Here is a 25,885-nt window from a genome sequence, read left to right on the forward strand (position 1 = left end):
CGGCGGCGCTCAATCCGATACGTCCAACGAGCCGAAACTCGATGTTGACATCGCCCACTTAAAGGTTAGTGTGGGCATTGTCAATATGCCTGATGGGGAAAAGTTGACATGCGCAACATCAGCACCTAAATGGACAATCATGACCAGAGCCACTTCCACGACAGAACAGCGCCCTTATCACCACGGTGACCTGCAAAGGGCGATTGTAGTTGCCGCACTCGACGTGCTCAGCGAATCCCAGAGCACCGAATTCTCGCTTCGCGAACTCGCGCGTCGGGCGGGTGTCAGCCACAACGCGCCTTACAAGCACTTCGCCGACAAGCGCGATTTGCTGGCGGCCGTATCGGCTGTGGGGTTCGAGCTTCTTGCGAAACGGATGTCCGAGGCGATGCAGCAACTGGAGAACCCGCGCGAGCGCCTTGCGGCCATGGCGCGCGCCTATGTGCGCGGCGGTGTCGACAATCCTGCGCTCTACAGATTGATGTTCGGCGGCTATCTCTCAGGACAGGTCAGCGGGCGTCCCGCTATCGAAAGAACCGCTGCGGAGGACATGAAAGCGCTGCTGGTCGACGCGATCAGCGACGGTGCACTCGGACCCGTCGTTTCCGGAACCGCAAGTGCGCCGACGGTCAATGGCGCGATCCTCGTGTTTTGGTCACAGATGCACGGTCTTACGTTATTGCTTGTCGACCGCCTTGTCGGACCCGCTGACAAGGCCGACGAACTGAGCGAAAGCGTGATGCAAGGTATGCTCGAGGGATTGGCGAATAGTATTCCCGTAGTACCTCCAGGCGTGTGGATTGGTCCGCCGCCCGTCGAGTAGCGCGTCCCATCGCTATCATCGCTCCGCGGGTCAATGCCTTGGATACGGATGCTTTGAGCCGTCGCGTAACCGGAATGATCGTGGCTCCGGAACCGGCGACAGTCTGCATCGACAAAGTGTCCAAGCACGGGTGACCTGCAAACCTGACCTCAGGCTCTGCCTCTGATCATTCCTGGCTTCGCGCAAGCCTTGTCCCATGGGTGCTGACGTGACACGAAACCCTCAATCTGCTACATTCCCGGCTGTTTGAGCGTTCACCGGAGCGCCATGCGCGCCCAGCCATTTTGCTCGCCAATGAATAGGTCTTGGGAGGGACTGACATGGTACAGCTTGATGAAGATAAACTTCATTCATTTGTCGGGAAAATGCTGGGCGACCTCGGCGGAGCGTTTAGCGTCCCGACTGTCAGGGTCGGCTTGAGACTGGGGCTGTTTGACGCTCTGCATCGCGTCGGTCCGGTTACGCCCGCGGACCTGGCGGTGGCGGCAGGCGGACTGAATGAGCGGTACGTCAGGGAGTGGGCGTTGGCGCAGGCCGCCAACGGATACATCGACTACGACAGCGGCTCTCAGATGTTCACCCTATCGCCTGAACAGGCCATGGTGTTCGTCAACAAGGACAGTCCCGTGTACCTCGAAGGCGCTTTCGATCTCGTAGCGGCGATGATCGAGGGAGAACCGAAGGTCGAGCGGGCCTTCAGGACTGGCGCTGGAGTTCGTTGGGGGGATTCTGCCGGATGCCTGTTCTGCGCGACCGGAGCGTTCTTCCGTCCGGGCTACGTGAACAATATCGTCCAGACGTGGCTGCCGGCTCTTCAAGGCGTCGAGGAAAAACTTGAGGCAGGCGCGAAGGTTGCCGACGTCGGATGCGGCGTCGGATTCTCGACGATCCTGATGGCGCAGGCGTACCCCAATGCAAGCTTCATAGGCTACGACTTCCACGAGCCGTCGATTGAAGAGGCGAATAGCCATGCCAAAGCTCACGGAGTCGGAGACCGGGTCAGGTTCGTCGCGGCAACCGCAAAAGACATCAGGGATACGGACTTCGACCTGGTGACCAGTTTCGACTGCTTGCATGACATGGGCGATCCGCGAGGCTGCGCCGACAATATGCGCCGCATGCTCAAGAAGGACGGCACATGGATGATCGTGGAGCCGATTGCTGGCGACCGTCCAGAAGACAACATGAACCCCGTCGGCCGCCTCTACTACAACGCGTCGACCATGATATGCGTGCCCACCTCGCTCGATCAGGAAGTGGGCGAAGGATTGGGTGCGCAGGCGGGCGAGGCGAAGCTCACGGAGGTTATCCGCTCAGGTGGCTTCGACCAGGTCAGAAGGGCCTTCACCGGCCCGTTCAACATGGTTCTCGAGGCGCGCCTGTCCGCATAACGTGTGAAGGTGCTCGCGGCTGTCAGCGTCGATCATACCATCAAGCATTAACTTTGCGACGACGGTGAGAAAGCCTGCGTTGTGCCGAGCGAGATCAGCGGAACATACCTGCCAAACTTGTTGGTTCATCCGGCGGCAGGTCGCGACGGGGCTGAAGAGTTGCCTTGAGAGTGCTTTGGCGGAGGTGCCGGGCAACGGCACAGAAGACGGTTCCAATTGAAGGCCGTGAAACGGTGAGAGGACGCGATTCTGGAAGGCCAACTGCGCCGGTCGATCTCCAAGAACGAGATGGATGTTTTCTATCAACCGCTCGTGACGGGTGGTCTCCATTAAATCTGCGCCGTCGAAGCATTGGCGAGATGGACAAGCCCCACAGCTGGGAATGTGCGCCGGACATGTTCATCCCGCTTGCGGAGAAGGTCGGCATTCTCGACGCGCTTGGCCTCCAGGTTTTGCGCAAGGCAATTGCTGCGACAAGTAGGTGGCCTGGAATAGGAGTGTGCGTCAACGTATCCCCGGTGCAGCTTTAGGATCAGGGTTTCGTCAGGGAGGTGGCCTTGGCAATTGAGGAAGCCCGTTTTGATCCTGCCAGGTTGACCGTCGAGTTAAAGCGGCTTGGCGTAAAAATCGCACTCGACGACTTCGGTGCTGGATTTGCGAGTATTGAAGCGATGCGCGAATTCGGTTTCGACCGTCTGAAGATCGATAAGTCCCTTGTGTTGGGCCTTGACGGCGACAAGAAGGCTCCCAGAGTTCTCCAGGCTACCGTCTCGCTTGCGACGGCCCTGGAAATACCCGTTACCGCGGAAGGCATAGAAACGGAAACGCAAGCGACCGTCGCCCATCTCTGCGGATGCGACCTGCTTCAGGGGTATATGTTTAGCCGACCGATCACCGAGGAAGAAATCACATCCCGCTGCTTTTCCAAGCCGGAGCGATCCTATCGCCAGGTAAATTCAACCAAAAAAAGTAACTGGGCGAACACCTACATGCTCTGCGAAGCATGGCCCACTAGTTGCAGGATTGAATTGCGGGCTAAGTGGGTGTGTGCGAATGTAAATCCGGCTTCGCCGACACCGTCCGATATACCAGAAATGGTGACCCGTCGGCTCGACGGGGGAATTTGCGAATCGCGCTATGATTGAAGAACGATCGGACAGCCATATGCCTAACGGTAGCAAGTCGAAACAGAAGGCCGCCGGCCCTTCGAGCGTGCAGGCTACGGGGTCAGATATCCGGCCGCTTGAAATCTCGAAGATTCCAGTGATCGGGATTGGTGCATCGGCTGGCGGGATCAAAGCGCTCGGCCGATTTTTTGATGCCACGCCCTGTGACAATGGTTGCGCGTTCGTTGTCGTGCTACATCTCGATCCAAAGCGTGAAAGCGAACTCGCCCACGTTTTGAGCTCACACACAACTATGCCCGTCCGCCAGGTTATGGACGGGATGGTACTAGCTCCCGACCACGTATACGTGATTGCTCCTGACACCGATCTGCTGGTTCGAGACGGAAGGCTGCACGTCGCCGAACCTTCCGCCTCGCATGGCCACCCGGTTGATGTGCTCTTCAATTCACTTGCACGGGATCAGGGTGAGCGGGCGATTGCAATCGTTCTTTCCGGCACGGGAAGCAACGGTACAGAGGGGCTGAGGACCATCAGGGCTGAAGGCGGAATGAGCTTGGTACAAGCGCCCGAGACCGCGGAGTTCGACGGCATGCCGAGGAGCGCAATTTCCGCTGGTATGGCCGATCACGTCCTCGCTCCCGAAAAAATGCCGGAGGCCTTGCTTGCCTTTGTAACGCATGGATATGTCGCCCATCCCTCCGAACTAAACGCGGTCTCTGATAGTCGAGCCACACTGGGAAATGTCCTTGAGCTTCTTCGCACTCGCGGCGGATATGATTTCCGTGGTTACAAGCATGCGACGCTCGGTCGGCGTGTCCACCGTCGCCTCGGTCTGAGAAACTTCGACACGCTGGATAGCTACGTCGAGGAACTCAGAACCAATCCCCATGAGCTGACAACGCTGGCTAGTGACTTGATGATCAGCGTTACAGGATTTTTTCGAGACGCGGAGGCGTGGAAGGCTCTGGCCGAACTTGTCGTCGCCCCGATCATCGCGGAGCGCGAGACAGGCGCTTCGGTTCGTATCTGGACGCCTGCCTGCTCGACGGGGGAGGAAGCCTATTCCATTGCCATGCTGGTGACGGAACTAGCCGCAGCGGCAGAAAAGCGTTTCGAACTTAAAGTGTTCGCAACAGATGCCCAGGACGAGAATTTGCGGAAGGCACGGGAGGGTATTTATCCGGCGGCTGCGCTGTCGGCGCTTCCACCGGATCGCGTGAACCGCTTTTTCGAAAAGCACGACAGCACGTTTCAGGTCAGCAAGGAGCTACGCGACATGGTCGTGTTCGCTTCCCAGAACCTGTTGCGCGATCCGCCGTTCTCGCGTCTCGACCTGGTCACCTGCCGCAATGTTCTGATTTACCTTGAAACGGAAGCCCAACAGCAGATCATTTCCCTGTGTCATTTCGCGTTGCGGCCAGGTGGGCATCTTTTTCTCGGCAATGCCGAAACGATTGGACGGCATGACGAGTTATTCATAACTGAATCGAAGAAATGGCGAATTTACCGGAAGCGCGGTTCCAGTCGGCATAATTCCCTCGAGTATCCGACGACGCGACCGCCAACGGGATCACAAACCATGGATAAATCTACTCCGCCGTCTGTTGAACCAAATCTCCCGACTGCAGAACTGGCGCGTCGTGCGCTCCTCGATCGCTACGCGCCAGCCTCCGTGCTTATCGACGAAAAGGCGCGTATTTTGTATTTTCATGGGACGACAAGGGATTATCTGGAGCATCCAGCTGGCGAGCCGACCCGAGATTTGCTCATGATGGCCCGCGAGGGCCTCGCCCCGGCCCTACGCGCCGCAATACGGGAGGCGTCCAAAGCAAACAGCAGCGTGACCGTCAACGCTTTGCGACGAGAAGGAAAGCCAGGTGTTTCTGTCACGATCACGGTTGCACCCGTGCCCGCCTCGGGGCAGGGCGGCACCTACCTCCTCGTCAGTTTTACAACTGCTGAGCTGCACCCCGATCTTCCCCGCATACCGATCCGCGACAACACTGACGATGCGTCTGCGCGCGAACAAGCGCTACTTGATGAGTTGCGCGCGACCAGAGCCGAGTTGCAGAGCACGATCGAGCATCAGGAAACCACGAATGAGGAACTGAAGGCATCCAACGAGGAAGCGACCTCCATGAACGAGGAGCTTCAGTCCACCAACGAGGAACTCGAGACCTCGAAGGAGGAGTTGCAGTCATTCAATGAAGAGTTGAACACAGTCAACAGTCAGCTTCAGTACAAGATTAGCGAACTGGAAAGCACCACCAACGATCTCAACAATCTCCTGGCGGGCTCGGAAACCGCGACAGTGTTTCTGGACGACAAGTTCCGCATTCGATGGTTCGCGCCGGCCACCAAAGACCTGTTCGATCTGGCCCCTTCAGACATCGGTCGTCCGATTTCAGCTTTCGCACAGAAATTTTCAGATGAACACCTGCTACGGGATGCCGAGACGGTATTGAAGAAGCTATCGACCATTGAGGCAGAGGTTCCAAGCGATTCCGGTCGCTGGTATCTGCGGCGAATGCTTCCCTACCGCACGCAGGATAATCGGATTGCGGGCGTAGTGATCACCTTTCACAATATTACGGACCGCAAGCGTGACGCCGACGCGATCAACGACGCTCGCGTTTATTCCGAAACCATCGTGCGTACTGTTCAACACCCGTTGCTCGTACTGAACCGCGACATGCGGGTGCGAACCGCTAACACCGCATTTCGAGAATTGTTTGCGGTATTCGAGGAAGAACCAAAGGGACGTCTGATCTTTGAACTTGGGACAGGTGAATGGAATAATCCGCCGCTTCGCGGGCTTTTGGACAAAGTCCTTTCGGCCGGTGATGAAATCCACAATTTCGAGATTGAACAGGAGTTCCGCCTGTCCGGAAGGCGCACTATGTTGCTCACCGCATGTCGATTGCCACAGGATGGGGGGCGGGATGAATTGATCCTGGTGGCGATCGAAGACATCACCGAGCGCAGACGCGCGGAGGAACATCGGGAAATCCTCGTCGGCGAGCTAAATCACCGGGTCAAGAACACCTTGGCGGTCATCCAGTCGATCGCAAGCCAGACTCTCGGCCAAGCTTCCACTATCGAGGGAGCGCGCACCGCGTTTAGCGCGCGACTGATCAACCTCGCGAATGCGCACGACGTGCTGACCCGCGAAAACTGGGATGGAGCGGACCTTGTCAATATCGTCACCGACACTGTCGAACCCCATGCAGAAGGTAATCGATTCCAGATCGTGGGTGAACGCGTCCGTTTGGGGCCAAGCGCATCGCTGGCAATTTCTATGGCAATGCATGAGCTGTGCACCAACGCAGCGAAGTACGGAGCCCTATCCACGGAGGCAGGGAAGGTCGCCATCGTCTGGCGACTGGAAGGCGTTGGTGAGGATCGTCGTTTGAAACTTACCTGGACGGAAAGTGGCGGGCCGCTTGTTGACGCTCCAAAGCGCAAGGGTTTTGGCTCCCGCCTGATCGAGCGTGCGCTGGCGCAGGAACTTGGCGGCACGGTGAACGTTACATACGAGCCGGCCGGCGTCGTATGTACAATCGACGCGCCAATGCGTTGAGGGGAAGATGATACAACAGGTGAGCGAATCGAAAATGAAGAGGATTCTCGTCGTAGAGGACGAGGTTTTGCTCGCAATGCACCTAGAAGACTTGCTCATCGAAATGGGGCACGAAGTCGTGGGGCCTGCGATCCGCATTGTCGAAGCGTTAAAGTTCGCACGGCAGGCCGATCTCGACTTTGCCGTGCTCGATGTCAATGTGGCCGGAAGCCAATCCTTTCCTGTTGCGGATGTTCTCCTTGCCCGAGCCATACCGTTTGTGTTCGCGACGGGTTATGGTGCAGAGGGTTTCCTTGATAGATATCGCGACCATCCAACACTTCGTAAGCCGTACGAACCTCGCGAGTTGCAACGGGCGATCGAAAGGGCGCTAGCTTCTCCTGTTTGAACTCTTCAGTTCGGGTGTAAACGCTTATCCGTAGCCGAACGGCCCGTCGTCGAAGCCTCGGGCGTAAGCCAGTCCTGCTCCACCAGATCGCGAAGCTTGTAGGCGCGGTCTAGCGCTTGCTTGCTGGCCTCATGCCACTGAGAAGAAATGTCAGGCTCCGATCGATGGGAGTACTCGGCCATCTGCAGGCAGAATTCAGCGCGCTCATTTAAGAACCTCACGGCCGCGCGCATGACTTTCTCCATTTCCTCAAACTGAGCCGAGGCCATGATCTGGGCTGTATATGTATGCCCAATATGGCAGCCAAACTTTATGATCGATCCGTGTTCGAACTTTTTGAGCGCCCCGCCGCAGTCCGGACAGGTCACGGTGAATGGGCGCTCGAACCCGCTGGGTACGATCTCTGGCCCCTGTCCGTGCTCTCTTGGAGAAATAGGGTTCGCCATTACAGGCTCCTTTGCTGTTTTCCCTCCTACCAATTTGACAAGCAGACCCGCTAACTCCGCCAGAGGCAGACAATAATCCAGTTGAACATGGGCAGCGGCGCTTGTCGGCATTTCGGGATAAGCCGCATCGTGCGCGGCCTGGGCTACGGCGATCCCACCGCGGCGCTTAATATCATAGAGGCCAGCGGTCCCGTCGTTCAAATTCCCCGTCAGGACGACGCCGATAGCGTCCGGACCATAATTTTCCGCGACGCTTCGAAACAACGGGTCGATGGCTGGTCGAGAACAGTTTTCCTTCGGACCGCGCAAGAGGCGGATCACTCCGTCAACTACAATCATGTGTCGATCAGGTGGTGCAAGGTAGATTTGACCGGGCGCGATCTTTTCGCCGTCATGGGCCTGCTTAGCTGCCACAGGGCCGGCGGCAGTCAAGATGGCAGCCAATTCGCTCCGATGTGCGCCGATGTGCAACACGATCAAAATGGGCGCTGAAAATGACGGTGGTAGTCCCGCGACCAATGAACGTAAGGCTCCAACACCCCCAGCCGACGCCCCGATTGCAATAATGGTAGTGGCAGCCATGAGAACCTCACTTTTATGTACGGAGTACTACTGTAGAACGCGGCAACAGGATGAAAGTTCGACGGCCCGGTAGCCGTCCGCCAATCACCGACGATAAACTTCAAACTCCCTTCCTTTTCTGCCCTCACAGACCTTCACAACGTCTTCAGAAGACGCAGGAGAGCCAGCATCTCAAGGGACTGCGACGCTTGAACGCGATATAGGTGGCAAGTTCCTCGCCGTGAAATCGACGCTTGAAGGCCGCCTGGCCCTGAAGGTTGAAAATTTTCTCGTTGATGCGTTTGGAACGGTAGCCCGCTCGAAAAAGCTTCGCCAGACCCTGCTCTCTGAAAACCCAATGGCCGCGATGGCCGCCAACGGTGAAAGCCCAAACGTCACATGGGAGCGGCCTTCTTCCCTGAAACGGTCTGTGGCGAACTTTGTAAGGCCGATCTCCGCATGCGGGGTCGTTCCTGTCAGCTTTCGCTTAAACGCCGCCGTGTAGCCGATGACATCTCCGTTCCGGAAGATGGGATCAAAATCGAGTATTGCCGTTGGCACCCCGCCCGGATCGATGATCAGAAACCGCCGCATGTGCGGCGCGAGCTCAGGTTCAAAGGGACGGTTCAGGAAACGCATCTCGCGTCGGTTGACGATACGGCCGTTCCGCCAGTTTGTCGAAATATGGCGGACCTGATCGGAGTGAGCGATCGTGCCGTCGCATTCCACGATCCGATAATCCTTTTTCAGCAGCCATTTTTCAGAATAGCGGACGGTCTCGTTACGTTTGCCGGAGAAGGAGTGTGTGTGTCCGGCGAGAGCCGGGTGTCCACACCCATTTGATTGATGCGATAACCCATTCCTGAGAGTACGCGCGCTGTCTCGTGACCAATCTGCACGAAGCAGGGGCGGTCCGAGGACGCGACGAAACGTCGGATGTAGTCCGCCCTGAGCTCCGCGCTAGCGACGGGGTCACCGAGCACAAAGGTATGTCCCATCTCTCCGTCACCAAAGTACTGAAGATCGGGTTGGACGGCCGTCGAATAGGCGAGGGTGAAATCTCCATGCCGTCGACAGAGTTCAAGCTTCGATGCCAGATTGGGTTCGAAGTTTGGCGTTTTGGGGAGGCGCGCATCGAGAAACGCGTCCAACATCTTCCTCAGACTTGGCATGCACTGCGGTTCCCGTGGTGATATCTACGTGCTTGCCTATATAAACCCATCGACCGGGTAGATCAGGGCTAGGTAGTATTTGGCTTTTAAATTGACAGCTAATGGATAGAGATAAAGCGAATTCTCCAGCGAATGGGAAATAATGACCATCGATACTTCAGTTCGCGACGTCGTGGTGATTGGGTCCGGACTATCGGGTCTCACAGCAGCCCACGTATTGAAGATGCACGGGATCGACACGCTGATACTTGAGAAAGAGAGCGACTTGGGGGGGCGCCGGGAGCGACGGCATCCTCAGCTCACCCTCAACACACACCGTGTTCTTTCCTCGCTACCCGGGCTGAAGTATCCGGTTGGGACGGGCGCGTTCCCCAAGCGGGATAGCGTTGTCGCGCACCTTCGAGAGTTTCAAGACAAACACGGCTTCGCTGGGAATGACAGATGAAAACGTCTACCCCTCTGATATTGCCCAGACAAATCCTCATAACGTTGCAGGCCTCTGGTTTGTGGGGATGAAGCCAAGCCTGACAAGTTACTTACTCGAGGCACGTCGCGAAGCAAAGGCAATCGCACTCTCAGTGGCGGCGATGCTAGCGAATGAGCCTTCAATCAGAAAGTAGAGCAATAGACTGCGAGAGGTCCCGGCATACCCACGCCGTTGACTCACTTCATAAGACCAGCTGACCGTAAAGCCCGTTCGATGACGTCCTGAATTCCTCCCTGACCTACTGGTCGAGACTGCTCAGCCGAGGATGAGTGCGCAGCGTCCGAGCTGTCCAAAGCCGCCCTCCGCTCAAACGATGGTGTCAGTCCCCAACTGCGAGCAATGTGCACAGTCGATGAAATACCCACGTCGAGCATGTACGGCGCGGAGTGGCCATAGCCCGTTCTTGTGTCGAGCGGCGTTCCGTGGCCCATTCCAGAAATTCGATAATGTTCGATCACATCACGGCCGGACGCGTCCTTCCATGTCTCGAGCGCTTGACCGTCCACGACTTGTGTTGTGTTCGCTCTCGCCCCGACCCCGTGCACGCCGCACCACTGCTCGATGATGGCTCGGGCGTTAGCCTCCACGACCGTAGTGTCCGTCGTTCCATGCCAGATGGAGACGGTCGGCCATGGACCCTTGTGCTGAGAGGCCGTGCGAACCGCATTATCAAGAGCTGTCGGGGAAGGAAGTCCATGTCCACGCATCCGGTCAAATGCTTCGGGCACGGTCGAGGCTGCTCCAAAAGGAAGGCCAGCGATGATCGCGCCGCCAGCAAAGACATCGGGATATGTCGCCAAAAGGGCGTTCGCCATCGCGCCTCCCGCCGAAAGTCCAGTCACGTAGACACGCTTGGGATCGATACCGCACTCGGTGATCATTCCGTCCACCATCTCGCGGATAGAAAGGACGTCGCCCCGGTCGCGGGTCACATCATCGGCCTGAAACCAATTGAAACACAGATTGGCATTATTCTGTCGGGACTGCTCGGGGAAAAGGACGGCGAAGCCATAGTCATCGGCGAGCCGCGACCATCCCGATCCATGATCATACCCCGCCGCCGTCTGCGTGCATCCGTGTAGGACGACGACAAGGGCAGGGTGATTTTCCGGGTCCTTCGGCGTCTTGTACCAACCAGTCAACTGTCCGGGGTTGCGACCTCGGTCTTCCCGTTTCTTCAGCTCGCTTGGCTGGCTAGCACGCCCCGACGGGTTTGAACGGTAGCGGGACAGTCTCTCGATTGTATCGGAAATGGTTTTCATGGTAGGCTCTCTGGTTATCCCGGAAAGCCAAATGACGTCCCAATCTAAACGTAATGCTGCACTGCACTATTACAAGGTAGGAGCTGGCGCGCGAAAACTAAAGGTTGACCAAACGTGAGTGAACCTCTATCAGTGGTTTATCGATATTTTGCTTGCTGAGCTTTGGTTACTGCGCGATTAGCACCGCGCCTGACGAACTTCCCCTTCAAAACAATCGCTTTCACCATCCGCGGCGCTTCGGCTTTCGCGGTCGTCCAATATGCTTTGAAAGGGTTCATCATGACCACAGGCACAGTTAAATGGTTTAACGCCACTAAAGGCTTCGGCTTTATCCAGCCCGACAACGGCGGCGAAGACGCATTCGTTCATGTTTCCGCTGTCGAGCGCGCCGGCATGCGCGAAATCGTAGAAGGCCAGAAGGTCAGCTACGAACTTGAGCGCGATAAGAAGTCGGGCAAAATGTCCGCTACCAATCTCCAGGCTGCCTAAACGAGACGTAGTTTCGTCTTTGACCACGGATGTACTGGCTCTGTCGAAATCATGTTGTTGCGAGGCCGGGCGAATAGCCTGGCCTTTTTTTGTTCATTCTGTCGAAGTTTTTAAGGTATAGTTCATGACTCACACCATCTTGCACTCACGGCAGCAGGCTGAAATCGCGTTTAGTCATTCTCAGTCGCAATTCTTCGCGCGCGGTCACGCCGTCGAAGAATTGGAATCGATCATTGATGCCCGAGAGGCAAAGACAGCACGACTGCGTGAAGCCCGACTTGCCAAAGAAGAACAGGAACGTGCTGACGCTATCCAAGCTCCGACGACGAAGCGTGCTAAGAAGGCCTAATCCGAAAGCGCGCTTTTCACCCTTCTGATCTCGATAAAAGGGCCGAGGTAACGTGACCGACAAGGATATTGATCATCCCGAATGGAGACCAGAGCAGCTTCGACGTGCGATTGAGGCAGCCGGAGTGGCGTTGTGGTCCTGGAACGTCGACACCGACATGCTTGTGATGGACAAGCAGGGTTACAAGCTTTGGGACGTGACGAGGGAAAAGCCGCTTACGTTCGAACATCTGTCGGAGAAAATTCATCCTGCGGACCGTGATCGTGTAAGGGCGGCGTTCTCAGCCACACGCGCGGTGGTCGGTCCCTACGAAATAGACTTCCGAATAATGGTTGGTCCTGACGTCAGGTGGGTTTCCGCCCGTGGTCAAGGAAACGATGCCGATATTGCGCAACGAGCCATGACGGGTATTTTTCTGGACGTCACAGGACGAAAGCAAGCCGAAGAGGGGCATGAACTGCTGGCAGGCGAAATGAGCCACCGGGTCAAAAACCTGCTGGCGATAGCGGCGGGTTTGACGCAGATCACTTCACGATCGTCGAAGTCGATCGACGACATGGCAACGAAACTGACGCAGCGTCTTACAGCGCTCGGGCGCGCTCACGACCTGGTTCGGCCACTCCCTGGCAAGCAGGGAAACGCCGCGTTACTCGGCGATCTCTTTACAGTACTGCTCGCTCCTTACGATGACGAGGCGGCCTTCGCAGGCCGCATCCGGGTTGCCGTCCCGCGGATGGGTGTGGGAGAAGGCGCGGCCACGGGATTAGCGCTTGTAATCCACGAACTCGCCACCAACTCGTTGAAATACGGCGCGCTCTCTGTCCGGGAAGGAACTTTGGACGTCTCTGGCATTATGATTGGCGAAGACGTGCAGGTCGTGTGGACTGAGCAAGGTGGACCCGAAGTCAGCGCCCCGGAAGGTAAAAGCGGTTATGGCAGCAAGCTTTTGGACCGCACCATGTCCGGGCATCTCGGGGGCACGATAACCTACGAATGGTCGAGCAGTGGCGCGCTGATAACCCTGCGTCTCAACGGGAACCGTCTGTCACTGTAGGCCCCGCCGGATCGCTACTCTTCGGTGGGATCGCCCTTACGGTGCAATTCATCGATTTTTGTGGGCTGCCCAAGACGCAATGCCCGCAGCCGTGCAGTTTTATTGTTCCGAGCCTCGAGTTGGGTTGCGATCAATTCCGTCGCCACCGCCTTCGATGTGGCAATATCTCCATGGGGAGATGATCCCCTGGGTCTGCGGGGTTTCTTTTGTTCCGTCATATCCATCATTCCCGATGCCATTTCAGAATGCTCAAGAGCTAGAGGTCCCGATAAGCTTTTCAACTCCACGATCAAGAATTTTGACGCCCACCAGTGGTGTCCGGTCCGCTGCTTTTCGTGGAGCCAGGTGGCAAGGTTGAGAACCTTACGCGAGCAATACAAGCCACGGCTTAAAGCATTCGGCCGTTCCCCTTCAACCGATAAGCGTCTCAGTGCCAGAAACGACGCCAAGCTAGACGAGGACGACAATGGCGGCGGTTTGCGTCGGGCTTCAGGAGTAGATCGCGCTTTATGAAACTATAGCTTTCCAAGAAGCGATTCCGTCGGCTTCGCTGAACGCGGAAGGCTTTTGGTGGCTAAACAAGCTGCGGGTCGCGATGCACTTGGATGATTCCTTGATTCAACTCTCTGACATACACATCAGAAGTGGTAATATCTGCGGACCGCGCCGTAGCACCGCAAGGCTCATTCTCGGGCTTGGAGTACAGCCATGAGCGACCCCTACCACCTCTTACGCTTCATCGACGCGCAGGCATCCGTCTATGACACTGCCCTTCGCGAGCTAGAGCAGGGACGCAAACAAAGCCACTGGATGTGGTTCATCTTCCCGCAGCTCGCTGGCCTCGGCCATTCTCCAACCGCGATCCGGTTTGCCATTTCCGGGCTGGACGAGGCCTATGCTTATCTTGCCCACCCGTTGCTCGGCGACCGCCTTGTCCAGTGTACACGCACGATTAACGCCGCGCGCAATCGCACCGCCCATGAGATATTCGGCTCGCCCGACGATCTGAAGCTACACTCGTCGATGACGCTGTTTCGAGAGACGGCCAACGACCCCGGGCCGTTCCGGACAGCGATCGAGCGCTACTTTGGCGGTAAAGCCGATGCGCGGACGCTGGAACTCCTGTTGAAGGCCACAGCGCGCAACTGAAGTCGTCGTCCCCATACTTGCGGGTACTGGTCTCGTCCCGAACCTTTGGGTGGCCCGGCGGGGCTTCATCCGGGAGCGGGAGGCCCCTTGGATCGAATAGACGAACTTCACAACCGAAATGCTCGAGCAGACGACGGGCCTCGTGGGCGAGGAGGCGGCTGTACGAGACCTCGCGCAACGACCCATATAGAACGAGGATGCGTGGCTTGTGCGTCGAAAACGCCGGACGAATTGCTTCGACATCAGGCACGCGGAGGTGGCGGAGGCTAGCCGCAGAAAGCTCAGACAATACGGTTTCCTTCCGCATCGAGGACCTGCTCGCCGTCCTCCTTCGCAAATGCGCCCTTGTGTGTATCCGGCAGGATATGGAGGACGACCTCAGACGGACGGCTGAGACGGGTGCCCAAGGGTGTCACGACGAAGGGACGGTTAATCAGGATCGGATGCTCCAACATGGCGTCGAGAAGCTGTTCGTCAGAGAGGGCCTTGTTATCGAGGCCGAGATCGGAATAGGGCGTGCCCTTTTCACGGATGGCTTCGCGGACCGACATTCCGGCGTCGTTGATCATCCTCACGAGAGTATCACGCGACGGCGGTTCCTTCAGATACTCGATCACCGTCGGTTCGATGCCAGCGTTTCGGATCATCTCGAGGGTGTTGCGCGACGTGCCGCAGTCTGGGTTATGGTAGATGGTAACGTCCATGGTCATGCCCTTTCGGTGGCGATGTCTGGAGTGACGGTATTTCTGGCAACGGAAGGGCTGCTCTCGTACCAGCCCTTGGAACGGTTCACGATCCAGACGACCGAGAGCATCACCGGAACCTCAATGAGGACCCCGACGACAGTGGCAAGCGCCGCTCCGGACTGGAAGCCGAACAGGCTGATGGCAGCGGCGACTGCAAGCTCGAAGAAGTTGCTCGCTCCGATGAGCGCCGACGGGCCAGCGACGCAGTGCTGTTCGCCTGACATGCGGTTGAGGACGTAGGCGAGGCCCGAGTTGAAGTAGACCTGGATCAGGATCGGGACGGCCAGCAATGCGATGATGGTAGGCTGTGCGATGATCTGCTCACCTTGAAAGCCGAACAGCAGGATCAACGTCGCCAGCAGGGCAACGAGGGACAACGGCTGGAGCTTGGCCAAGAGGCCGTCGAGGGTCGCTGTCTTTCCGCCTGCCGTTAGCCTGCCTCGCAAAACCTGGGCGATGACCACCGGGATCAGGATGTAGAGCGCCACCGAGATCATTAACGTATCCCATGGCACCGTGATCGCCGAAAGGCCGAGGAGAAGGCCGACGATCGGGGCGAAGGCGACGATCATGATCGCGTCGTTGAGCGCGACCTGGCTCAATGTGAAGTGAGGCTCGCCTTTCGTCAGGTTCGACCAGACGAAAACCATTGCGGTGCACGGGGCGGCGGCGAGGATGATCAGGCCAGCTATGTAGGAATCGATCTGGCCGGCTGGCAGCAAGGGCCTGAAGAGCCAGCCAATGAACAGCCAGCCGAGGAGGGCCATGGAAAACGGCTTGACCGCCCAGTTGATAAACAGGGTTACGCCAATCCCACGCCAGTATCTTCCTACCTTGGACAGCGATCCGAAATCGATTTTGAGGAGCATCGGGATAACCATCAGCCAGATCAGGATGGCAACGGGAATGTTCACCTTGGCGACCTCGGCCGCGCCGATCACCTGGAACACGCCCGGCATCAGATGGCCGAGTGCGATCCCGACGACGATGCAGAGGAAGACCCATATGGTAAGGTATCGTTCAAACGCGGACATCAGCTTGCCTTCCCGTGGGGAGTTGTGGAGCCAGCCATCTTGCCGATCTGGCGAAGGTGCTGTTCGAGGGCCAGCTTGTCGATCGATGAAAGCGGCAGGCTGAGAAATGCGGATATGCGATTCTTGAGAAAACGCGCGGCCTGGGCGAAGGCGCGTTGCACCTCTATTTCGGTGCCTTCAACAGCTGCCGGGTCTTCGACACCCCAGTGGGCGGTCATCGGATGGCCCAGCCAGACGGGGCAGGCTTCGCCGGCGGCGCTGTCGCAGACGGTGAAGATGAAGTCCATCTGCGGCGCTTCTGGTCCTGCGAAGACATCCCAGCTTTTCGACGAGAAGCCCGTAGTCGGATAGCCGAGGGCGGCCAGTTCCTTGAGAGCGTGAGGGTTCACCTCGCCCTTGGGATAGCTGCCCGCGGAGAAGGCGCGGAAGCGTCCTTTGCCTTCCTGGTTGAGGATGGATTCGGCGAGAATAGAGCGTGCGGAGTTGCCCGTGCAGAGGAACAGCACGTTGTAGGTCTTATCGGTCATGGCGCGTTGTCCGTTGGTTAGATCGGAGGGTTGACGAGTTTCATCATGTTCGCCTGTGACGGGGAGATACCCCGACGCTGGTGAGTGGAAAGTGGGACCTGTGGCTCACGACCGTAGCGGTTCTGGAGTGCAACAAGGCGTCAGGTCTGCGATCAGCGGGCCGCAGAGTTCAGGGCTACCGCCGCAGCAATCCTTGACAAGGAATAGCGTGAGGTCGCGAAGGACATCGACATCTGCCCTGTAGATGATCGATCGACTCTGGCGTTCACTCTTGATCAGTCCGGCGCGCGATAGCGTCGCGAGGTGCGATGACATCGTGTTGTGCGGCACGTTCAGAGCGCGAGCCAGGTCGCCCGCAGGCACTCCATCGGGTTCGTTCTTAACCAGTAGACGAAAGGTGTCGAGCCTTGTTGACTGGGCGAGGGCGGCCAGCGCCGCGATAGCGTCATTTGTATCCATGTGTCGAGAATAGTGGAAATGATGATGTTGTCAACATTCCGGCGGAGTTGTTTTCATTTCCCCGTCTCCTGTAATTCGAAGATAGTCGAAATACACTGTTGACCCGTAGCCGAAAGAGGCGTTAACTTATTTCCATGATTATCGAAAAAGCAGCATCCCAGCTTGAAGCGCTCGGCAACGTAACCCGCCTGCGGATTTACCGTGCACTGGTTCGAGCGGGTGAAGAGGGCATGCCTGTCGGTCGACTTCAGGAGAAGATCGACATCGCGGCTTCGACGCTCTCCCATCACCTGAAGAAGCTCGTCGATACGGGCCTGGTCATACAGGAACGGCAGGCGACCACGCTCATCTGCACGGCCAACTATGGCAACATGAATACGCTCATCGGCTACCTCGTGAACGAATGCTGCGCGGATGCCAAGTGTGTGGCGAAGGCGGACGAGGTCGCTGCCTGACCCTTTTTTTGACTTTAAAGTTCTATCATTCTGGAAATACCGAAGGAATGCATGATGATATCGAAGAATGAATTGCCCGTCGCAGTCATCGGAGCAGGACCAGTCGGACTTGCCGCCGCCGCGCACCTCGTCGCCCGAAATCTCCACCCGATTGTCTTCGAGAAGGGCGAAAGCGTTGGCTCCGCCTTGCTCTCCTGGGGGCATGTACGGGTTTTCTCTCCATGGAAATACAACATCGATGATGCGGCCTGCGCGCTGCTCGAGCGCGGCGGCTGGAAAGCACCTGCGCCTGACTACCTGCCGAACGGTCGCGAGATCGTCGAGGACTACCTTCTGCCGCTGGCATCAGTGGCAGAGATCGCTTCCGGTCTGAAACTGGGCGCGACGGTGTTGGCGGTCGCCCGCGATGGCCTCGACAAGGTTTCCTCCGACAAGAGGGATAATACTCCGTTCGTGGTCCGATATGCCGATGCGGAAGGAGAACATGACGTCGTCGTCCAGGCCGTCATCGATGCCAGCGGCACGTGGAGCCAACCCAATCCGATCGGCCTCAATGGCCTTGCGGTGCCTGGCGAGGTCACGTCATCCGACCTCGTCTCCTATGGGATTCCCGATGTCATCGGCTCCCGTCGTGCCGACTATCTGGGTAAACGGACATTGGTGGTCGGTAGCGGACATTCGGCGATCAACGTCGCGTTGGCGCTCATGGAGCTTCAAGCATCGGACCCGAAGACCGAAGTCCTGTGGGCGCTCCGCCACCACGGCGTCGAGCGGCTTCTCGGCGGCGGCCTGAATGATCAGTTGCCGGAACGCGGCGCGCTTGGCCTCGCCGCCAAAAAGGCTATGGACGACGGGCGGCTGCAGATGCTGACATCGTTCTCGGCACGAACCATCGTGCGCGACGGGGACCGCCTTGTGGTCAGTTCGATTGTTAACGGTACACCGCGAGACGTCGAAGTCAATCGCGTGGTGGTGACCACGGGGTTTCGGGCGGATTTCTCGTTCCTGCGCGAACTGAGGGTCGACATCGACCCCACCGTCGAAGCTCCGCCAGCTTTGGCACCGCTCATTGACCCCAACTTCCATTCCTGTGGGACCGTGCCGCCTCATGGTGTCGAGGAACTCAAGCACCCCGAGAAGGACTTCTTCATCGTCGGCTCGAAGTCATATGGTCGCGCGCCGACCTTCCTGATGAAGACTGGCTATGAACAGGTTCGCTCGGTCGTGGCTGAAATCGCGGGGGACCATGTTGCCGCGCGCCAAGTGCAGCTTGTGCTTCCTGAGACAGGCGTGTGTAGCGCCGATCCTGGCGGCAAGCCGTCGAGCGCCTGCTGCGGCGGTCCTGCCCCCGCGACGGTTGACGCATGCTGTGTTGCTGACGCCGTCGCCAAGGTTGGAGGCCAGGCGGGATGCGGATGTGGTCCCGAAATAGACAGGTCCATTCGTGTGACAGAAGGCGCTTGAAACATGGATGACCGGAGAATGCCCGCGTCTGCTATCTGGGGACTGGGGCTGACGCAGATTGTCGGCTACGGCACGCTGTACTACGCCTTCAGCATCCTCGTGCCGGATATCGCCCGCGAGTTCGGCTGGACCGAACAATGGGTATTCGGTGCGTTTTCCGCATCCCTCCTGACGGGTAGCTTGGCCGCACCCACCGCCGGACGGCTGGCGGACCACATTGGTGCCGGCAGGCTGATGGCGGCAGGGTCTGCCGCCGCGGCCGTTTCGCTCCTTCTGACCGCCTTAGCACCTGGTCCGATCACCTTTTTCCTTGCGCTTGCCCTGATGCAGGTTGTCTCTGCCACGGTCCTCTACAGCACTGCGTTCGTTGCCATCGTCCAGCTGGGAGGAGGCTCTGCGCAAAAATCGATCGTCCACCTCACTCTGATCGCAGGTTTTGCTTCGACCCTGTTCTGGCCCCTCACATCATGGCTACACGAATGGATGACATGGCGTCAGGTCTTCCTGCTCTATGTGTTGCTGAACGTTTTGGTCTGTGTTCCGATCCATCTCTGGCTCGCCAGGCTGTCCCGGGGAAACACTGCCGTCGACGTCGCTGTCACGGCAGCGGTAAGCGAACCGATCTCGGCCGCTCGGGGGCGGGCAGGGCAACTTGTATTCGCCTTGATGCTCATCGGATTTGCGGTCGAAGGATATGCGCTGTCTGCGGTGCTGGTTCATATGGTCCCGCTGACGCTGGCACTCGGCCTCGGCGGGTTTGGCCTCTACGTCGCCGCTCTGTTCGGGCCGGCGCAGGTCGCCAGTCGTTTCATAAACCTGTTGTTCGGGGGCGGGCTTTCGCAGACCTGGTTGGCGGTAATTGCAGCTCTCTTGCTTCCCGCAGGCCTGATGGTTCTACTGCCGACGTCGCCCTGGATGGTGGGTGCAGTTCTGTTCGCGCTCCTCACAGGACTGGGGTCTGGCCTGACGAGCATCGTCGCGGGAACGCTTCCTTTGGAACTATTCGGCAAGGCGGGCTACGGTAGACGGCTTGGATGGTGCACGTCTGCAAAGCAGTTCACGTCGGCAACAGCGCCGTTCGCAATGTCGGCGTCGATGGCGGAAATGGGGGTCGTTCCGTCGTTGTGGGTCGTGGCCTGTATCGCTCTCATTGGAGCGGCTGCTTTTCTCGCGATCCCTTTGGTTCTCAGGCGCGGTGTCAGGTTGGAACTCGGCAGCCGCTATTCGGGCGACGGTACCGTCACTCGATAAAGCGCATCATGTACACCGAGGCCGTCGGACTGCCCCACGGGTCAACGAAATGGTGCGGAACCACACCCATTTCTTGCCATCCCAGGCGTCTATAGAGGCGCTCACCAGCGCCGCCTTGGGCGGTATCGAGCAGAAGAAGAGATCGCTTGTGGCTGTAAATTTCTCCGCGATTTTGGATGCGGGTATTCAACCTGTCCCTTCGCGTCCATCGGTGCGGGAGCGTGACGCGATGGGAACTTGCTTTAAAGCTCTAGGAAGTGTGGACTCTTAGGATTCCCAAATTAGCGCAGATATGATTCAAGGCTGTCTTTTGGAGACCGTCATGGGTGTTCTCGACCGTTTGATTCTTCGTGATGATCAATGGGAGCGGATGTCGCGACACATTATCGGTGACGATCGCACACGCGGTTCTTCAGGCCGTGACAATCGCATGTTCGTTGAAGCGGTGCTGTGGATCGTGCGAACAGGCTCGCCCTGGCGTGATCTTCCGGATGTGTTCGGTGATTGGAACAGCGTCTTTCGCCGCTTCAGCCGCTGGAGCCAAAAGGGGGTCTGGTGGCGTCTCTTCGAGGCGATGTCGGATGATACCGACTTCGAATACCTGATCGTCGATAGCACTATCATTCGCGCTCACCAACACGCCTCCGGTGCAAAAAAGGGGCTGAAGATCAAGCCCTTGGCCGCTCTCGCGGTGGCCTGAGCACCAAAATCCATCTGGCGGTGCGTGGTCTGGGATGCCCTGTGCGCTTCGTGCTCACCGCTGGTCAGAAAGGCGATGCACCGCAAGCCGATGCCTTGATCGAAGAGCTTCCAGCCGAGGTCGTCATGGCCGATACAGCCTACGACAGTGACCGGTTCCGCAAGACGATCACCGGCAAAGGCGCGAAAGCCGTCATCCCAAACAATCCGTCTCGCGCCCGGAAATATCCGCTCGATAAACAGCTCTACGCCCAGCGGCATCTGATCGAGTGCTGCTTCGCCAAGCTCAAACAATTTCGGCGCATAGCCACCCGATACGAGAAAACCGCCCGAAACTATCGAGCGATGATCGCTCTGGCAGCAACAATACTATGGCTCAAATAACTGTCCACACTTCCTAGGGTACGAGCGGCCAAGCCCAACAAATCGGTGCTAGAGCCCACTGAAGAATCGAACAATTTAGTGGGAACATGTGATTTCATTTAGTTGGCTGAATCGCAATTGTTTTGTCCGACACTGTTTATTCTCGGCGTGCTGCGCCGGCAGTGTCATATGCCTGTCAATTGCCGCCACTATCCATCGGTCCATCTGTTCACTTGGGATGAAGAACGATGAAGACGTTGCTTGGTGCGTTTACCGCACTTGTTGCCGCCAGCCTGATCGCCGTTTCGGCGCATGCCGAAAACCTGGTGCTCTATACCAGCCAGCCGAACGAAGACGCGCAGGCGACCGTCGATGCCTTCAAGGCCGCCAATCCGGGCGTGGATGTCGAGTGGGTGCGCGATGGCACCACCAAGATCATGGCCAAGCTGATGGCCGAGATCGAGGCCGGCAATCCGGTCGCCGACGTTCTGCTGATCGCCGACACCGTGACGCTGCAGCGGATGAAGGAAGCCGGCCAGCTCTTGGCTTACAAGTCGCCGGAGGCTGCCAAATACGACGCAGCGCTCTTCGATGCCGATGGTGCCTACTATTCCACCAAGATGATCACCACCGGCATCATCTACAACACCTCCGCCACGATGAAGCCGACAGGCTGGAAGGATCTGACCAAGCCGGAAGCCAAGGGCTTGGTGACGATGCCGAGCCCGCTGACCTCGGGTGCCGCGCTGATCCACGCGCAGACACTGACCGGCATCGATGGTTTCGGCTGGGACTACTACAAGTCTCTGGCCGAAAACGGTGCGACGGCTTCGGGCGGTAATGGCGGCGTGCTGAAGGCGGTTGCCACCGGCGAAAAGGCCTATGGCATGGTCGTCGATTTCATGGCGATCCGCGAAAAGGCCAAGGGTGCACCGGTCGAGTTCGTCTTCCCGGCCGAGGGTGTCAGCGCGGTGACCGAACCGGTAGCCATCCTGAAGACTGCCAAGAACGTCGATACGGCGAAGAAATTCGTCGATTTCCTTTTGTCCGAACAGGGCCAGCAGGTTTCCGTCAAGCTCGGCTACATTCCGGCCCGCAATGGCGTAGCCCTTCCGGAAGGTTTTCCGGCGCGTGACAGCATCAAGGTTCTGCCGATCGATGCGGCCGCAGCCGTCAAGAACTCCGAAGGCGATCTGAAGACGTTCTCCGGCATCTTCGGTACCAACTGATCGGTTGCCATGCCCAGACTTTCTGCCAATCGAAGCAGCCAGCCCGCCTGGCTGCTTCCTTTCGTCATCATCGCCGTCTGCCTGCTGAGCGGGCTGCCGCTCGCACGGCTGCTGTATGCGGGATTGCGATTTTCGCTTGAGGGCGGTGCCACCGGCCTCTTCTCGGAGCCTTCCACCTGGTTTGCCATCCGCAACACGCTGATGACCGCGACCGCAGGAATGGTGATTTCCGTTCTGCTCGGCGCAACCTTTGCCTTTGTCGTGACGCTCACCGATATCCGCGCAAAAGGCTTTTTCAGCTTCGCCTTCGTGCTGCCGATGATGATCCCGCCGCAGGTGACGGCGCTGGCCTGGGTGCAGATGTCGGGTCCGGCCAGCCCTTTGTTGAAGACGCTCGGCCTCGCGCCGCCGCTCGGCAGTCCACAGCCGCTCTATTCGCTTGCTGGTATCGCGCTGCTTTTGGGTGTCCAGCACGCACCGCTGGTGTATCTGGCGCTGAAGGCCGGTCTTGCTTCCTTGCCGCGCGATGGTGTCGAGGCGGCGCGTCTGGCCGGTGCCGCACCGATGCGGGTTTTTCGCGATATCATTTTTCCGCTGGCGGTGCCGGGCCTGATCGCCGGTGCGGCGATTGCCTTCGTTTCCGGCGTCGGTAATTTCGGCATTCCGGCCATTCTCGGAATCCCCGCGTCGATCTTTGTTTTGCCGACGCTGATCTACAGCCGCCTTTCAAGTTTTGGCGCGGGTACGTTTGCCGAGATGTCACAGCTTTCGATGGTGATCGCCGTCATCGCCGGGCTTGGCCTTGTGATCCAGCAAAGGGCGCTGAGGGGCAGGGATTACCGCATTATCGGGCTGTCGGGACAAAATGCGGCCTTTTCGCTCGGCCCCTGGGGCCTGATCGCCGAGGCGGGGTTTTCGCTGGTGCTGTTCTTTGTTCTCGTTGCACCACTGGCGGCTCTCGCCGCCAGTTCGCTGGTACCGACCTATGGCGTGCCGTTGAACTTCCAGACCATGTCGCTCGGTGCCTACAGCGAAATCCTGTTTCGCCAGTCCGTCACGTTGACGGCGTTTGCCAATTCGCTGTTCCTGGCCGGGACCACGGCCTGCGGACTGCTGCTGTTCACCGTTCTCACCGCCTATCTGCTGACCCGACGCCCAGGAAAGCTCGCCAACATCATCACCGGCCTGATCGAAATTCCCTATGCGCTTCCGGGCATCGTGCTGGCCGTCGCTTTCATCCTGTTGTTTGCAGCACCGTTGCCGTTCGTGAACGTGTCGATCTACGGGACGATCTGGATCATCCTGATCGCCTATTTTTCCAGTTTCTTTGTCATCAGCCTGAAGCCGGTGGCAAGTGCCTTCCTGCAACTCGATCCGTCGCTGGAAGAAGCAGCCCGTCTTTCCGGCGCAGGCTTTGGCCGTCGCATGCGTGACATTCTCGTTCCGCTCATCGCACCGGCGGCGGGTGCTTCAGTCATTCTCGTTTTTCTTATCGCCTGCAGCGAATTGACCGTTTCGGCGCTGCTCTGGTCGGCGGGCACCCAGACGCTCGGGGTGGCGATCTTCAATCTCGACGACAGCGGCAGTTCCGATCTGGCGTCCGCGCTGTCCGTGCTTGTTGTCATCATGGTCGTCATCCTGATGCTGCTCTTGGAACTGCTGGCGAAACACCTTCCGATAGGCGTGCTGCCATGGCGCAACTGATCCTCAATCATCTCAGCAAGGATTTTGGTACCGGACGCGCCGCCGTATCCGACGTGTCGCTGACGGTGCGCGAAGGCGGCTTCCTGGCGCTGCTCGGACCATCCGGCTGCGGCAAGACGACGGTGCTTCGCATGATCGCCGGTTTCGAGCAGCCGAGCGATGGGTCGATCATGCTGGGTGAGCGCACGCTGGCCGATGCCGGCGGCGCGCTGCCGCCGGAAAAGCGCAACATGGCGATGGTTTTTCAGTCCTATGCGCTTTGGCCGCATATGACTGTGGCTGAGAATGTCGGCTATCCCCTGAAGGTGCGTGGCATCAAAGGCGCCGCGTGGGAGGGCCGCGTCAAGGATGCGCTTTCGGTCGTCCAACTCGAAGAATTCGCCGATCGCCGTCCCGCCGATCTTTCCGGCGGCCAGAGGCAGCGTGTGGCGCTAGCCCGCTGCCTCGTGACGTCACCGGACGTGGTACTTCTGGACGAACCACTGGCCAATCTTGACCGTCACCTGAAGTCGGCGATGGAGGAAACGTTTCGCGCGTTCCATGCCCGGTCCGGAGCGACGATGATCTACGTCACCCATGACCAAGGTGAGGCGATGGCACTGGCGACCGACATTGCCGTGATGTCGGAGGGGCGGTTGATGCAAGTCGCATCGCCGCAGGAGATTTATGCACGGCCTGAAGGCCGGGTCGTCGGCGGGCTGGTCGGGCAGGGTGCCATTCTTGATCTGCCACTGCCTGCTCACGGGCCGCGCCAGGTTCCATGGCCAGTGCTGGAAATTGCCTTCCGGCAAACAGATGGGCCGAGCCGTCCCGTGCTCGTGCGCCCCGAACACGTGATTGCCCATCCCGCAGGCATCCTGCTGCAGGTGACATCCTGCGTGTTCGAGGGCGAGCGGTTTGCCCTGTCGCTTCGCACCGCGGGCGGACAGGGTCTCAAGGCCTATTCCGCGCATTCCCTGGACTGCGGTGTTCTGCAGCCGTTCGTGATCCGCCAGGGGTGGCTGCTCTGAAGTGTCAGTTCGCACCGGAGCATTGCCAGCGGATCACCCGGCAGCTGTCGGAATGATTCGAACAGGATGCGAGTGCTGCGCGTTGCGCCTGCCTGCGCCCCGCTGCCCAGTTGGCACCCCAGCCGCCGTCTGCCCCGCGTGCGACCGCTCCGCAGCCATTCTTGAACCAGATGGCGGTGCGGCAATCGTCGGCATTCCTGTCGCAATGCGACCGTGCAACCTCTTCAGCCTCCCAGCGTGAGCTGTAGTCGTGCGACCAGCCGGTGGCCCCCGTCTCGGGTGACAGCGAGATCGCCCCGAAACTGTCGGCATGGGCCATCGCGACGCTGGCGCCGAGGAAAGCCAAAGCCGATATCGCCGCTTTGGCATTGCGTTTCCAGTTCGACATTTCGTTCTTCTCCCTGTGCCGTGCATCTGTCCGGCTGATCTTGCGAAGGTGAAACGGCCGATCAAGATCGATTATTCGCAAGGATTGGATGACCCCAAAAATGGCGCCGACGCAGCCGGTTACGCGGCAGGGATCAGATGCGGAGAAAGGCATTCGACTGTAAGCGCGTAGGCCATCCCACGTATCTTTAGGACTGCTGATCGGCGATTTTCTGCATGAATCATGCGGAGAATCCTATGAGCGACAGTGTGAATCACCCTCGAACCTTTGAGGTTTTG

At 58.4% G+C, this 25,885-nt stretch carries 25 protein-coding genes and 1 pseudogene; 18 read left to right on the forward strand and 8 right to left on the reverse strand.

The window, feature by feature from the left end:
- Positions 1–139 precede the first annotated feature (139 nt).
- From ACP7E0_RS03415 to ACP7E0_RS03435, 5 genes are all read left to right on the forward strand, one after another.
- On the forward strand, positions 140–823 hold the full coding sequence (locus tag ACP7E0_RS03415) for a TetR/AcrR family transcriptional regulator (protein ID WP_426122962.1): 684 nt from the start codon (positions 140–142) through the stop codon (positions 821–823).
- A gap of 320 nt (positions 824–1,143) precedes the next feature.
- Positions 1,144–2,214, forward strand: a complete 1,071-nt coding sequence (locus tag ACP7E0_RS03420; RefSeq protein ID WP_426122964.1) for a class I SAM-dependent methyltransferase — start codon at positions 1,144–1,146, stop codon at positions 2,212–2,214.
- 557 nt (positions 2,215–2,771) lie between these two features.
- Positions 2,772–3,359 carry an EAL domain-containing protein gene (locus ACP7E0_RS03425; RefSeq protein WP_426122966.1) on the forward strand — a complete coding sequence of 196 codons (588 nt, stop codon included), beginning with the start codon at positions 2,772–2,774 and terminating at the stop codon, positions 3,357–3,359.
- Entirely contained in the window at positions 3,352–6,921 is a 3,570-nt protein-coding gene (locus tag ACP7E0_RS03430; protein ID WP_426122967.1) for a chemotaxis protein CheB, read from the forward strand. The genes ACP7E0_RS03425 and ACP7E0_RS03430 overlap by 8 nt, the downstream gene beginning before the upstream one ends.
- A gap of 34 nt (positions 6,922–6,955) precedes the next feature.
- Positions 6,956–7,309 (forward strand): response regulator, encoded by a 354-nt coding sequence (locus tag ACP7E0_RS03435; protein WP_426123041.1) that lies wholly within the window; start codon positions 6,956–6,958, stop codon positions 7,307–7,309.
- A gap of 5 nt (positions 7,310–7,314) precedes the next feature.
- Here the strand turns inward: ACP7E0_RS03435 and ACP7E0_RS03440 are convergent, their stop codons facing one another.
- The gene (locus tag ACP7E0_RS03440) at positions 7,315–8,337 is read right to left on the reverse strand and encodes a chemotaxis protein CheB (protein WP_426122969.1); all 1,023 of its coding nucleotides are present in this window, start codon (positions 8,335–8,337) and stop codon (positions 7,315–7,317) included.
- A gap of 220 nt (positions 8,338–8,557) precedes the next feature.
- On the opposite strand from ACP7E0_RS03440, the gene ACP7E0_RS03445 reads away from it, so the two are divergent.
- Positions 8,558–8,821 (forward strand): hypothetical protein, encoded by a 264-nt coding sequence (locus ACP7E0_RS03445; RefSeq protein WP_426122970.1) that lies wholly within the window; start codon positions 8,558–8,560, stop codon positions 8,819–8,821.
- 809 nt (positions 8,822–9,630) lie between these two features.
- On the forward strand, positions 9,631–9,933 hold the full coding sequence (locus tag ACP7E0_RS03450; protein ID WP_426122971.1) for an FAD-dependent oxidoreductase: 303 nt from the start codon (positions 9,631–9,633) through the stop codon (positions 9,931–9,933).
- Positions 9,934–10,151: 218 nt separating this feature from the next.
- Here ACP7E0_RS03450 and ACP7E0_RS03455 read toward each other — a convergent pair whose 3' ends face one another.
- Positions 10,152–11,237 carry an extracellular catalytic domain type 1 short-chain-length polyhydroxyalkanoate depolymerase gene (locus tag ACP7E0_RS03455; RefSeq protein ID WP_426122972.1) on the reverse strand — a complete coding sequence of 362 codons (1,086 nt, stop codon included), beginning with the start codon at positions 11,235–11,237 and terminating at the stop codon, positions 10,152–10,154.
- 279 nt (positions 11,238–11,516) lie between these two features.
- On the opposite strand from ACP7E0_RS03455, the gene ACP7E0_RS03460 reads away from it, so the two are divergent.
- From ACP7E0_RS03460 to ACP7E0_RS03475, 4 genes are all read left to right on the forward strand, one after another.
- Positions 11,517–11,726 (forward strand): cold-shock protein, encoded by a 210-nt coding sequence (locus ACP7E0_RS03460; protein WP_426122974.1) that lies wholly within the window; start codon positions 11,517–11,519, stop codon positions 11,724–11,726.
- Between the two features lie 124 nt (positions 11,727–11,850).
- On the forward strand, positions 11,851–12,075 hold the full coding sequence (locus tag ACP7E0_RS03465; RefSeq protein WP_426122976.1) for a hypothetical protein: 225 nt from the start codon (positions 11,851–11,853) through the stop codon (positions 12,073–12,075).
- Between the two features lie 52 nt (positions 12,076–12,127).
- On the forward strand, positions 12,128–13,129 hold the full coding sequence (locus tag ACP7E0_RS03470; protein WP_426122977.1) for a sensor histidine kinase: 1,002 nt from the start codon (positions 12,128–12,130) through the stop codon (positions 13,127–13,129).
- A 708-nt stretch (positions 13,130–13,837) separates the two neighbouring features.
- The gene (locus ACP7E0_RS03475) at positions 13,838–14,278 is read left to right on the forward strand and encodes a DUF1810 domain-containing protein (RefSeq protein WP_426122979.1); all 441 of its coding nucleotides are present in this window, start codon (positions 13,838–13,840) and stop codon (positions 14,276–14,278) included.
- A 34-nt stretch (positions 14,279–14,312) separates the two neighbouring features.
- On the opposite strand, the pseudogene ACP7E0_RS03480 reads toward ACP7E0_RS03475, so the two are convergent.
- From ACP7E0_RS03480 to ACP7E0_RS03500, 5 genes and pseudogenes are all read right to left on the reverse strand, one after another.
- Positions 14,313–14,585, reverse strand: a pseudogene (locus ACP7E0_RS03480) (NADPH-dependent FMN reductase); the annotation flags it as partial.
- Positions 14,560–14,988 (reverse strand): arsenate reductase (glutaredoxin), encoded by a 429-nt coding sequence (gene arsC, locus ACP7E0_RS03485; protein WP_426122980.1) that lies wholly within the window; start codon positions 14,986–14,988, stop codon positions 14,560–14,562. The gene arsC and the pseudogene ACP7E0_RS03480, both read right to left, overlap by 26 nt.
- On the reverse strand, positions 14,985–16,058 hold the full coding sequence (arsB, locus tag ACP7E0_RS03490) for an ACR3 family arsenite efflux transporter (protein WP_426122982.1): 1,074 nt from the start codon (positions 16,056–16,058) through the stop codon (positions 14,985–14,987). Before arsB ends, arsC begins: the two co-directional genes overlap by 4 nt.
- Positions 16,058–16,585, reverse strand: coding sequence for an arsenate reductase ArsC (locus tag ACP7E0_RS03495; protein ID WP_426122983.1), 528 nt, complete (start codon positions 16,583–16,585; stop codon positions 16,058–16,060). Before ACP7E0_RS03495 ends, arsB begins: the two co-directional genes overlap by 1 nt.
- A 105-nt stretch (positions 16,586–16,690) precedes the next feature.
- Positions 16,691–17,044: an ArsR/SmtB family transcription factor gene (locus tag ACP7E0_RS03500; RefSeq protein WP_426122984.1), complete on the reverse strand. Its 354-nt coding sequence runs from the start codon at positions 17,042–17,044 to the stop codon at positions 16,691–16,693.
- Positions 17,045–17,178: 134 nt separating this feature from the next.
- Between ACP7E0_RS03500 and ACP7E0_RS03505 the strand changes: the two genes are divergently transcribed.
- From ACP7E0_RS03505 to ACP7E0_RS03535, 7 genes are all read left to right on the forward strand, one after another.
- Positions 17,179–17,499: an ArsR/SmtB family transcription factor gene (locus ACP7E0_RS03505; RefSeq protein ID WP_426122985.1), complete on the forward strand. Its 321-nt coding sequence runs from the start codon at positions 17,179–17,181 to the stop codon at positions 17,497–17,499.
- Between the two features lie 51 nt (positions 17,500–17,550).
- Complete coding sequence (locus ACP7E0_RS03510; RefSeq protein ID WP_426122986.1) at positions 17,551–18,963, forward strand: FAD-dependent oxidoreductase; 1,413 nt, start codon at positions 17,551–17,553, stop codon at positions 18,961–18,963.
- A gap of 18 nt (positions 18,964–18,981) precedes the next feature.
- Positions 18,982–20,214, forward strand: a complete 1,233-nt coding sequence (gene arsK / locus ACP7E0_RS03515) for an arsenite efflux MFS transporter ArsK (RefSeq protein ID WP_426122987.1) — start codon at positions 18,982–18,984, stop codon at positions 20,212–20,214.
- A 322-nt stretch (positions 20,215–20,536) separates the two neighbouring features.
- Positions 20,537–21,297, forward strand: a protein-coding gene (locus tag ACP7E0_RS03520) for an IS5 family transposase (protein WP_426122989.1) whose coding sequence is annotated in 2 segments (ribosomal slippage) — positions 20,537–20,864 and positions 20,864–21,297 — 762 coding nt in all. Because the reading frame shifts where the segments join, the coding sequence is not laid out codon by codon here.
- A 227-nt stretch (positions 21,298–21,524) separates the two neighbouring features.
- The gene (locus tag ACP7E0_RS03525) at positions 21,525–22,505 is read left to right on the forward strand and encodes an ABC transporter substrate-binding protein (protein WP_426122990.1); all 981 of its coding nucleotides are present in this window, start codon (positions 21,525–21,527) and stop codon (positions 22,503–22,505) included.
- Positions 22,506–22,514: 9 nt separating this feature from the next.
- Positions 22,515–24,209, forward strand: coding sequence for an ABC transporter permease (locus ACP7E0_RS03530; RefSeq protein WP_426122992.1), 1,695 nt, complete (start codon positions 22,515–22,517; stop codon positions 24,207–24,209).
- Positions 24,197–25,219: an ABC transporter ATP-binding protein gene (locus ACP7E0_RS03535; RefSeq protein ID WP_426122993.1), complete on the forward strand. Its 1,023-nt coding sequence runs from the start codon at positions 24,197–24,199 to the stop codon at positions 25,217–25,219. Before ACP7E0_RS03530 ends, ACP7E0_RS03535 begins: the two co-directional genes overlap by 13 nt.
- A gap of 4 nt (positions 25,220–25,223) precedes the next feature.
- Here ACP7E0_RS03535 and ACP7E0_RS03540 read toward each other — a convergent pair whose 3' ends face one another.
- Positions 25,224–25,607, reverse strand: a complete 384-nt coding sequence (locus ACP7E0_RS03540; protein ID WP_426122994.1) for a DUF4189 domain-containing protein — start codon at positions 25,605–25,607, stop codon at positions 25,224–25,226.
- Positions 25,608–25,885: the final 278 nt, after the last annotated feature.

Origin of the sequence: Pararhizobium sp. PWRC1-1, from assembly GCF_049897905.1 — a bacterium.
In the GTDB taxonomy this organism is placed as follows: domain Bacteria; phylum Pseudomonadota; class Alphaproteobacteria; order Rhizobiales; family Rhizobiaceae; genus Pararhizobium.

Bases quoted from the DNA above. Each gene is read 5' to 3' on its own strand.
- ACP7E0_RS03415 (WP_426122962.1), top strand. From the start codon at position 140: ATGACCAGAGCCACTTCCACGACAGAACAGCGCCCTTATCACCACGGT.
- ACP7E0_RS03420 (WP_426122964.1), top strand. From the start codon at position 1,144: ATGGTACAGCTTGATGAAGATAAACTTCATTCATTTGTCGGGAAAATG.
- ACP7E0_RS03430 (WP_426122967.1), top strand. From the start codon at position 3,352: ATGATTGAAGAACGATCGGACAGCCATATGCCTAACGGTAGCAAGTCG.
- ACP7E0_RS03435 (WP_426123041.1), top strand. From the start codon at position 6,956: ATGAAGAGGATTCTCGTCGTAGAGGACGAGGTTTTGCTCGCAATGCAC.
- ACP7E0_RS03440 (WP_426122969.1), bottom strand. From the start codon at position 8,337: ATGGCTGCCACTACCATTATTGCAATCGGGGCGTCGGCTGGGGGTGTT.
- ACP7E0_RS03450 (WP_426122971.1), top strand. From the start codon at position 9,631: ATGACCATCGATACTTCAGTTCGCGACGTCGTGGTGATTGGGTCCGGA.
- ACP7E0_RS03455 (WP_426122972.1), bottom strand. From the start codon at position 11,237: ATGAAAACCATTTCCGATACAATCGAGAGACTGTCCCGCTACCGTTCA.
- ACP7E0_RS03460 (WP_426122974.1), top strand. From the start codon at position 11,517: ATGACCACAGGCACAGTTAAATGGTTTAACGCCACTAAAGGCTTCGGC.
- ACP7E0_RS03465 (WP_426122976.1), top strand. From the start codon at position 11,851: ATGACTCACACCATCTTGCACTCACGGCAGCAGGCTGAAATCGCGTTT.
- ACP7E0_RS03475 (WP_426122979.1), top strand. From the start codon at position 13,838: ATGAGCGACCCCTACCACCTCTTACGCTTCATCGACGCGCAGGCATCC.
- arsC (WP_426122980.1), bottom strand. From the start codon at position 14,988: ATGACCATGGACGTTACCATCTACCATAACCCAGACTGCGGCACGTCG.
- arsB (WP_426122982.1), bottom strand. From the start codon at position 16,058: ATGTCCGCGTTTGAACGATACCTTACCATATGGGTCTTCCTCTGCATC.
- ACP7E0_RS03495 (WP_426122983.1), bottom strand. From the start codon at position 16,585: ATGACCGATAAGACCTACAACGTGCTGTTCCTCTGCACGGGCAACTCC.
- ACP7E0_RS03500 (WP_426122984.1), bottom strand. From the start codon at position 17,044: ATGGATACAAATGACGCTATCGCGGCGCTGGCCGCCCTCGCCCAGTCA.
- ACP7E0_RS03505 (WP_426122985.1), top strand. From the start codon at position 17,179: ATGATTATCGAAAAAGCAGCATCCCAGCTTGAAGCGCTCGGCAACGTA.
- ACP7E0_RS03510 (WP_426122986.1), top strand. From the start codon at position 17,551: ATGATGATATCGAAGAATGAATTGCCCGTCGCAGTCATCGGAGCAGGA.
- arsK (WP_426122987.1), top strand. From the start codon at position 18,982: ATGCCCGCGTCTGCTATCTGGGGACTGGGGCTGACGCAGATTGTCGGC.
- ACP7E0_RS03525 (WP_426122990.1), top strand. From the start codon at position 21,525: ATGAAGACGTTGCTTGGTGCGTTTACCGCACTTGTTGCCGCCAGCCTG.
- ACP7E0_RS03530 (WP_426122992.1), top strand. From the start codon at position 22,515: ATGCCCAGACTTTCTGCCAATCGAAGCAGCCAGCCCGCCTGGCTGCTT.
- ACP7E0_RS03535 (WP_426122993.1), top strand. From the start codon at position 24,197: ATGGCGCAACTGATCCTCAATCATCTCAGCAAGGATTTTGGTACCGGA.
- ACP7E0_RS03540 (WP_426122994.1), bottom strand. From the start codon at position 25,607: ATGTCGAACTGGAAACGCAATGCCAAAGCGGCGATATCGGCTTTGGCT.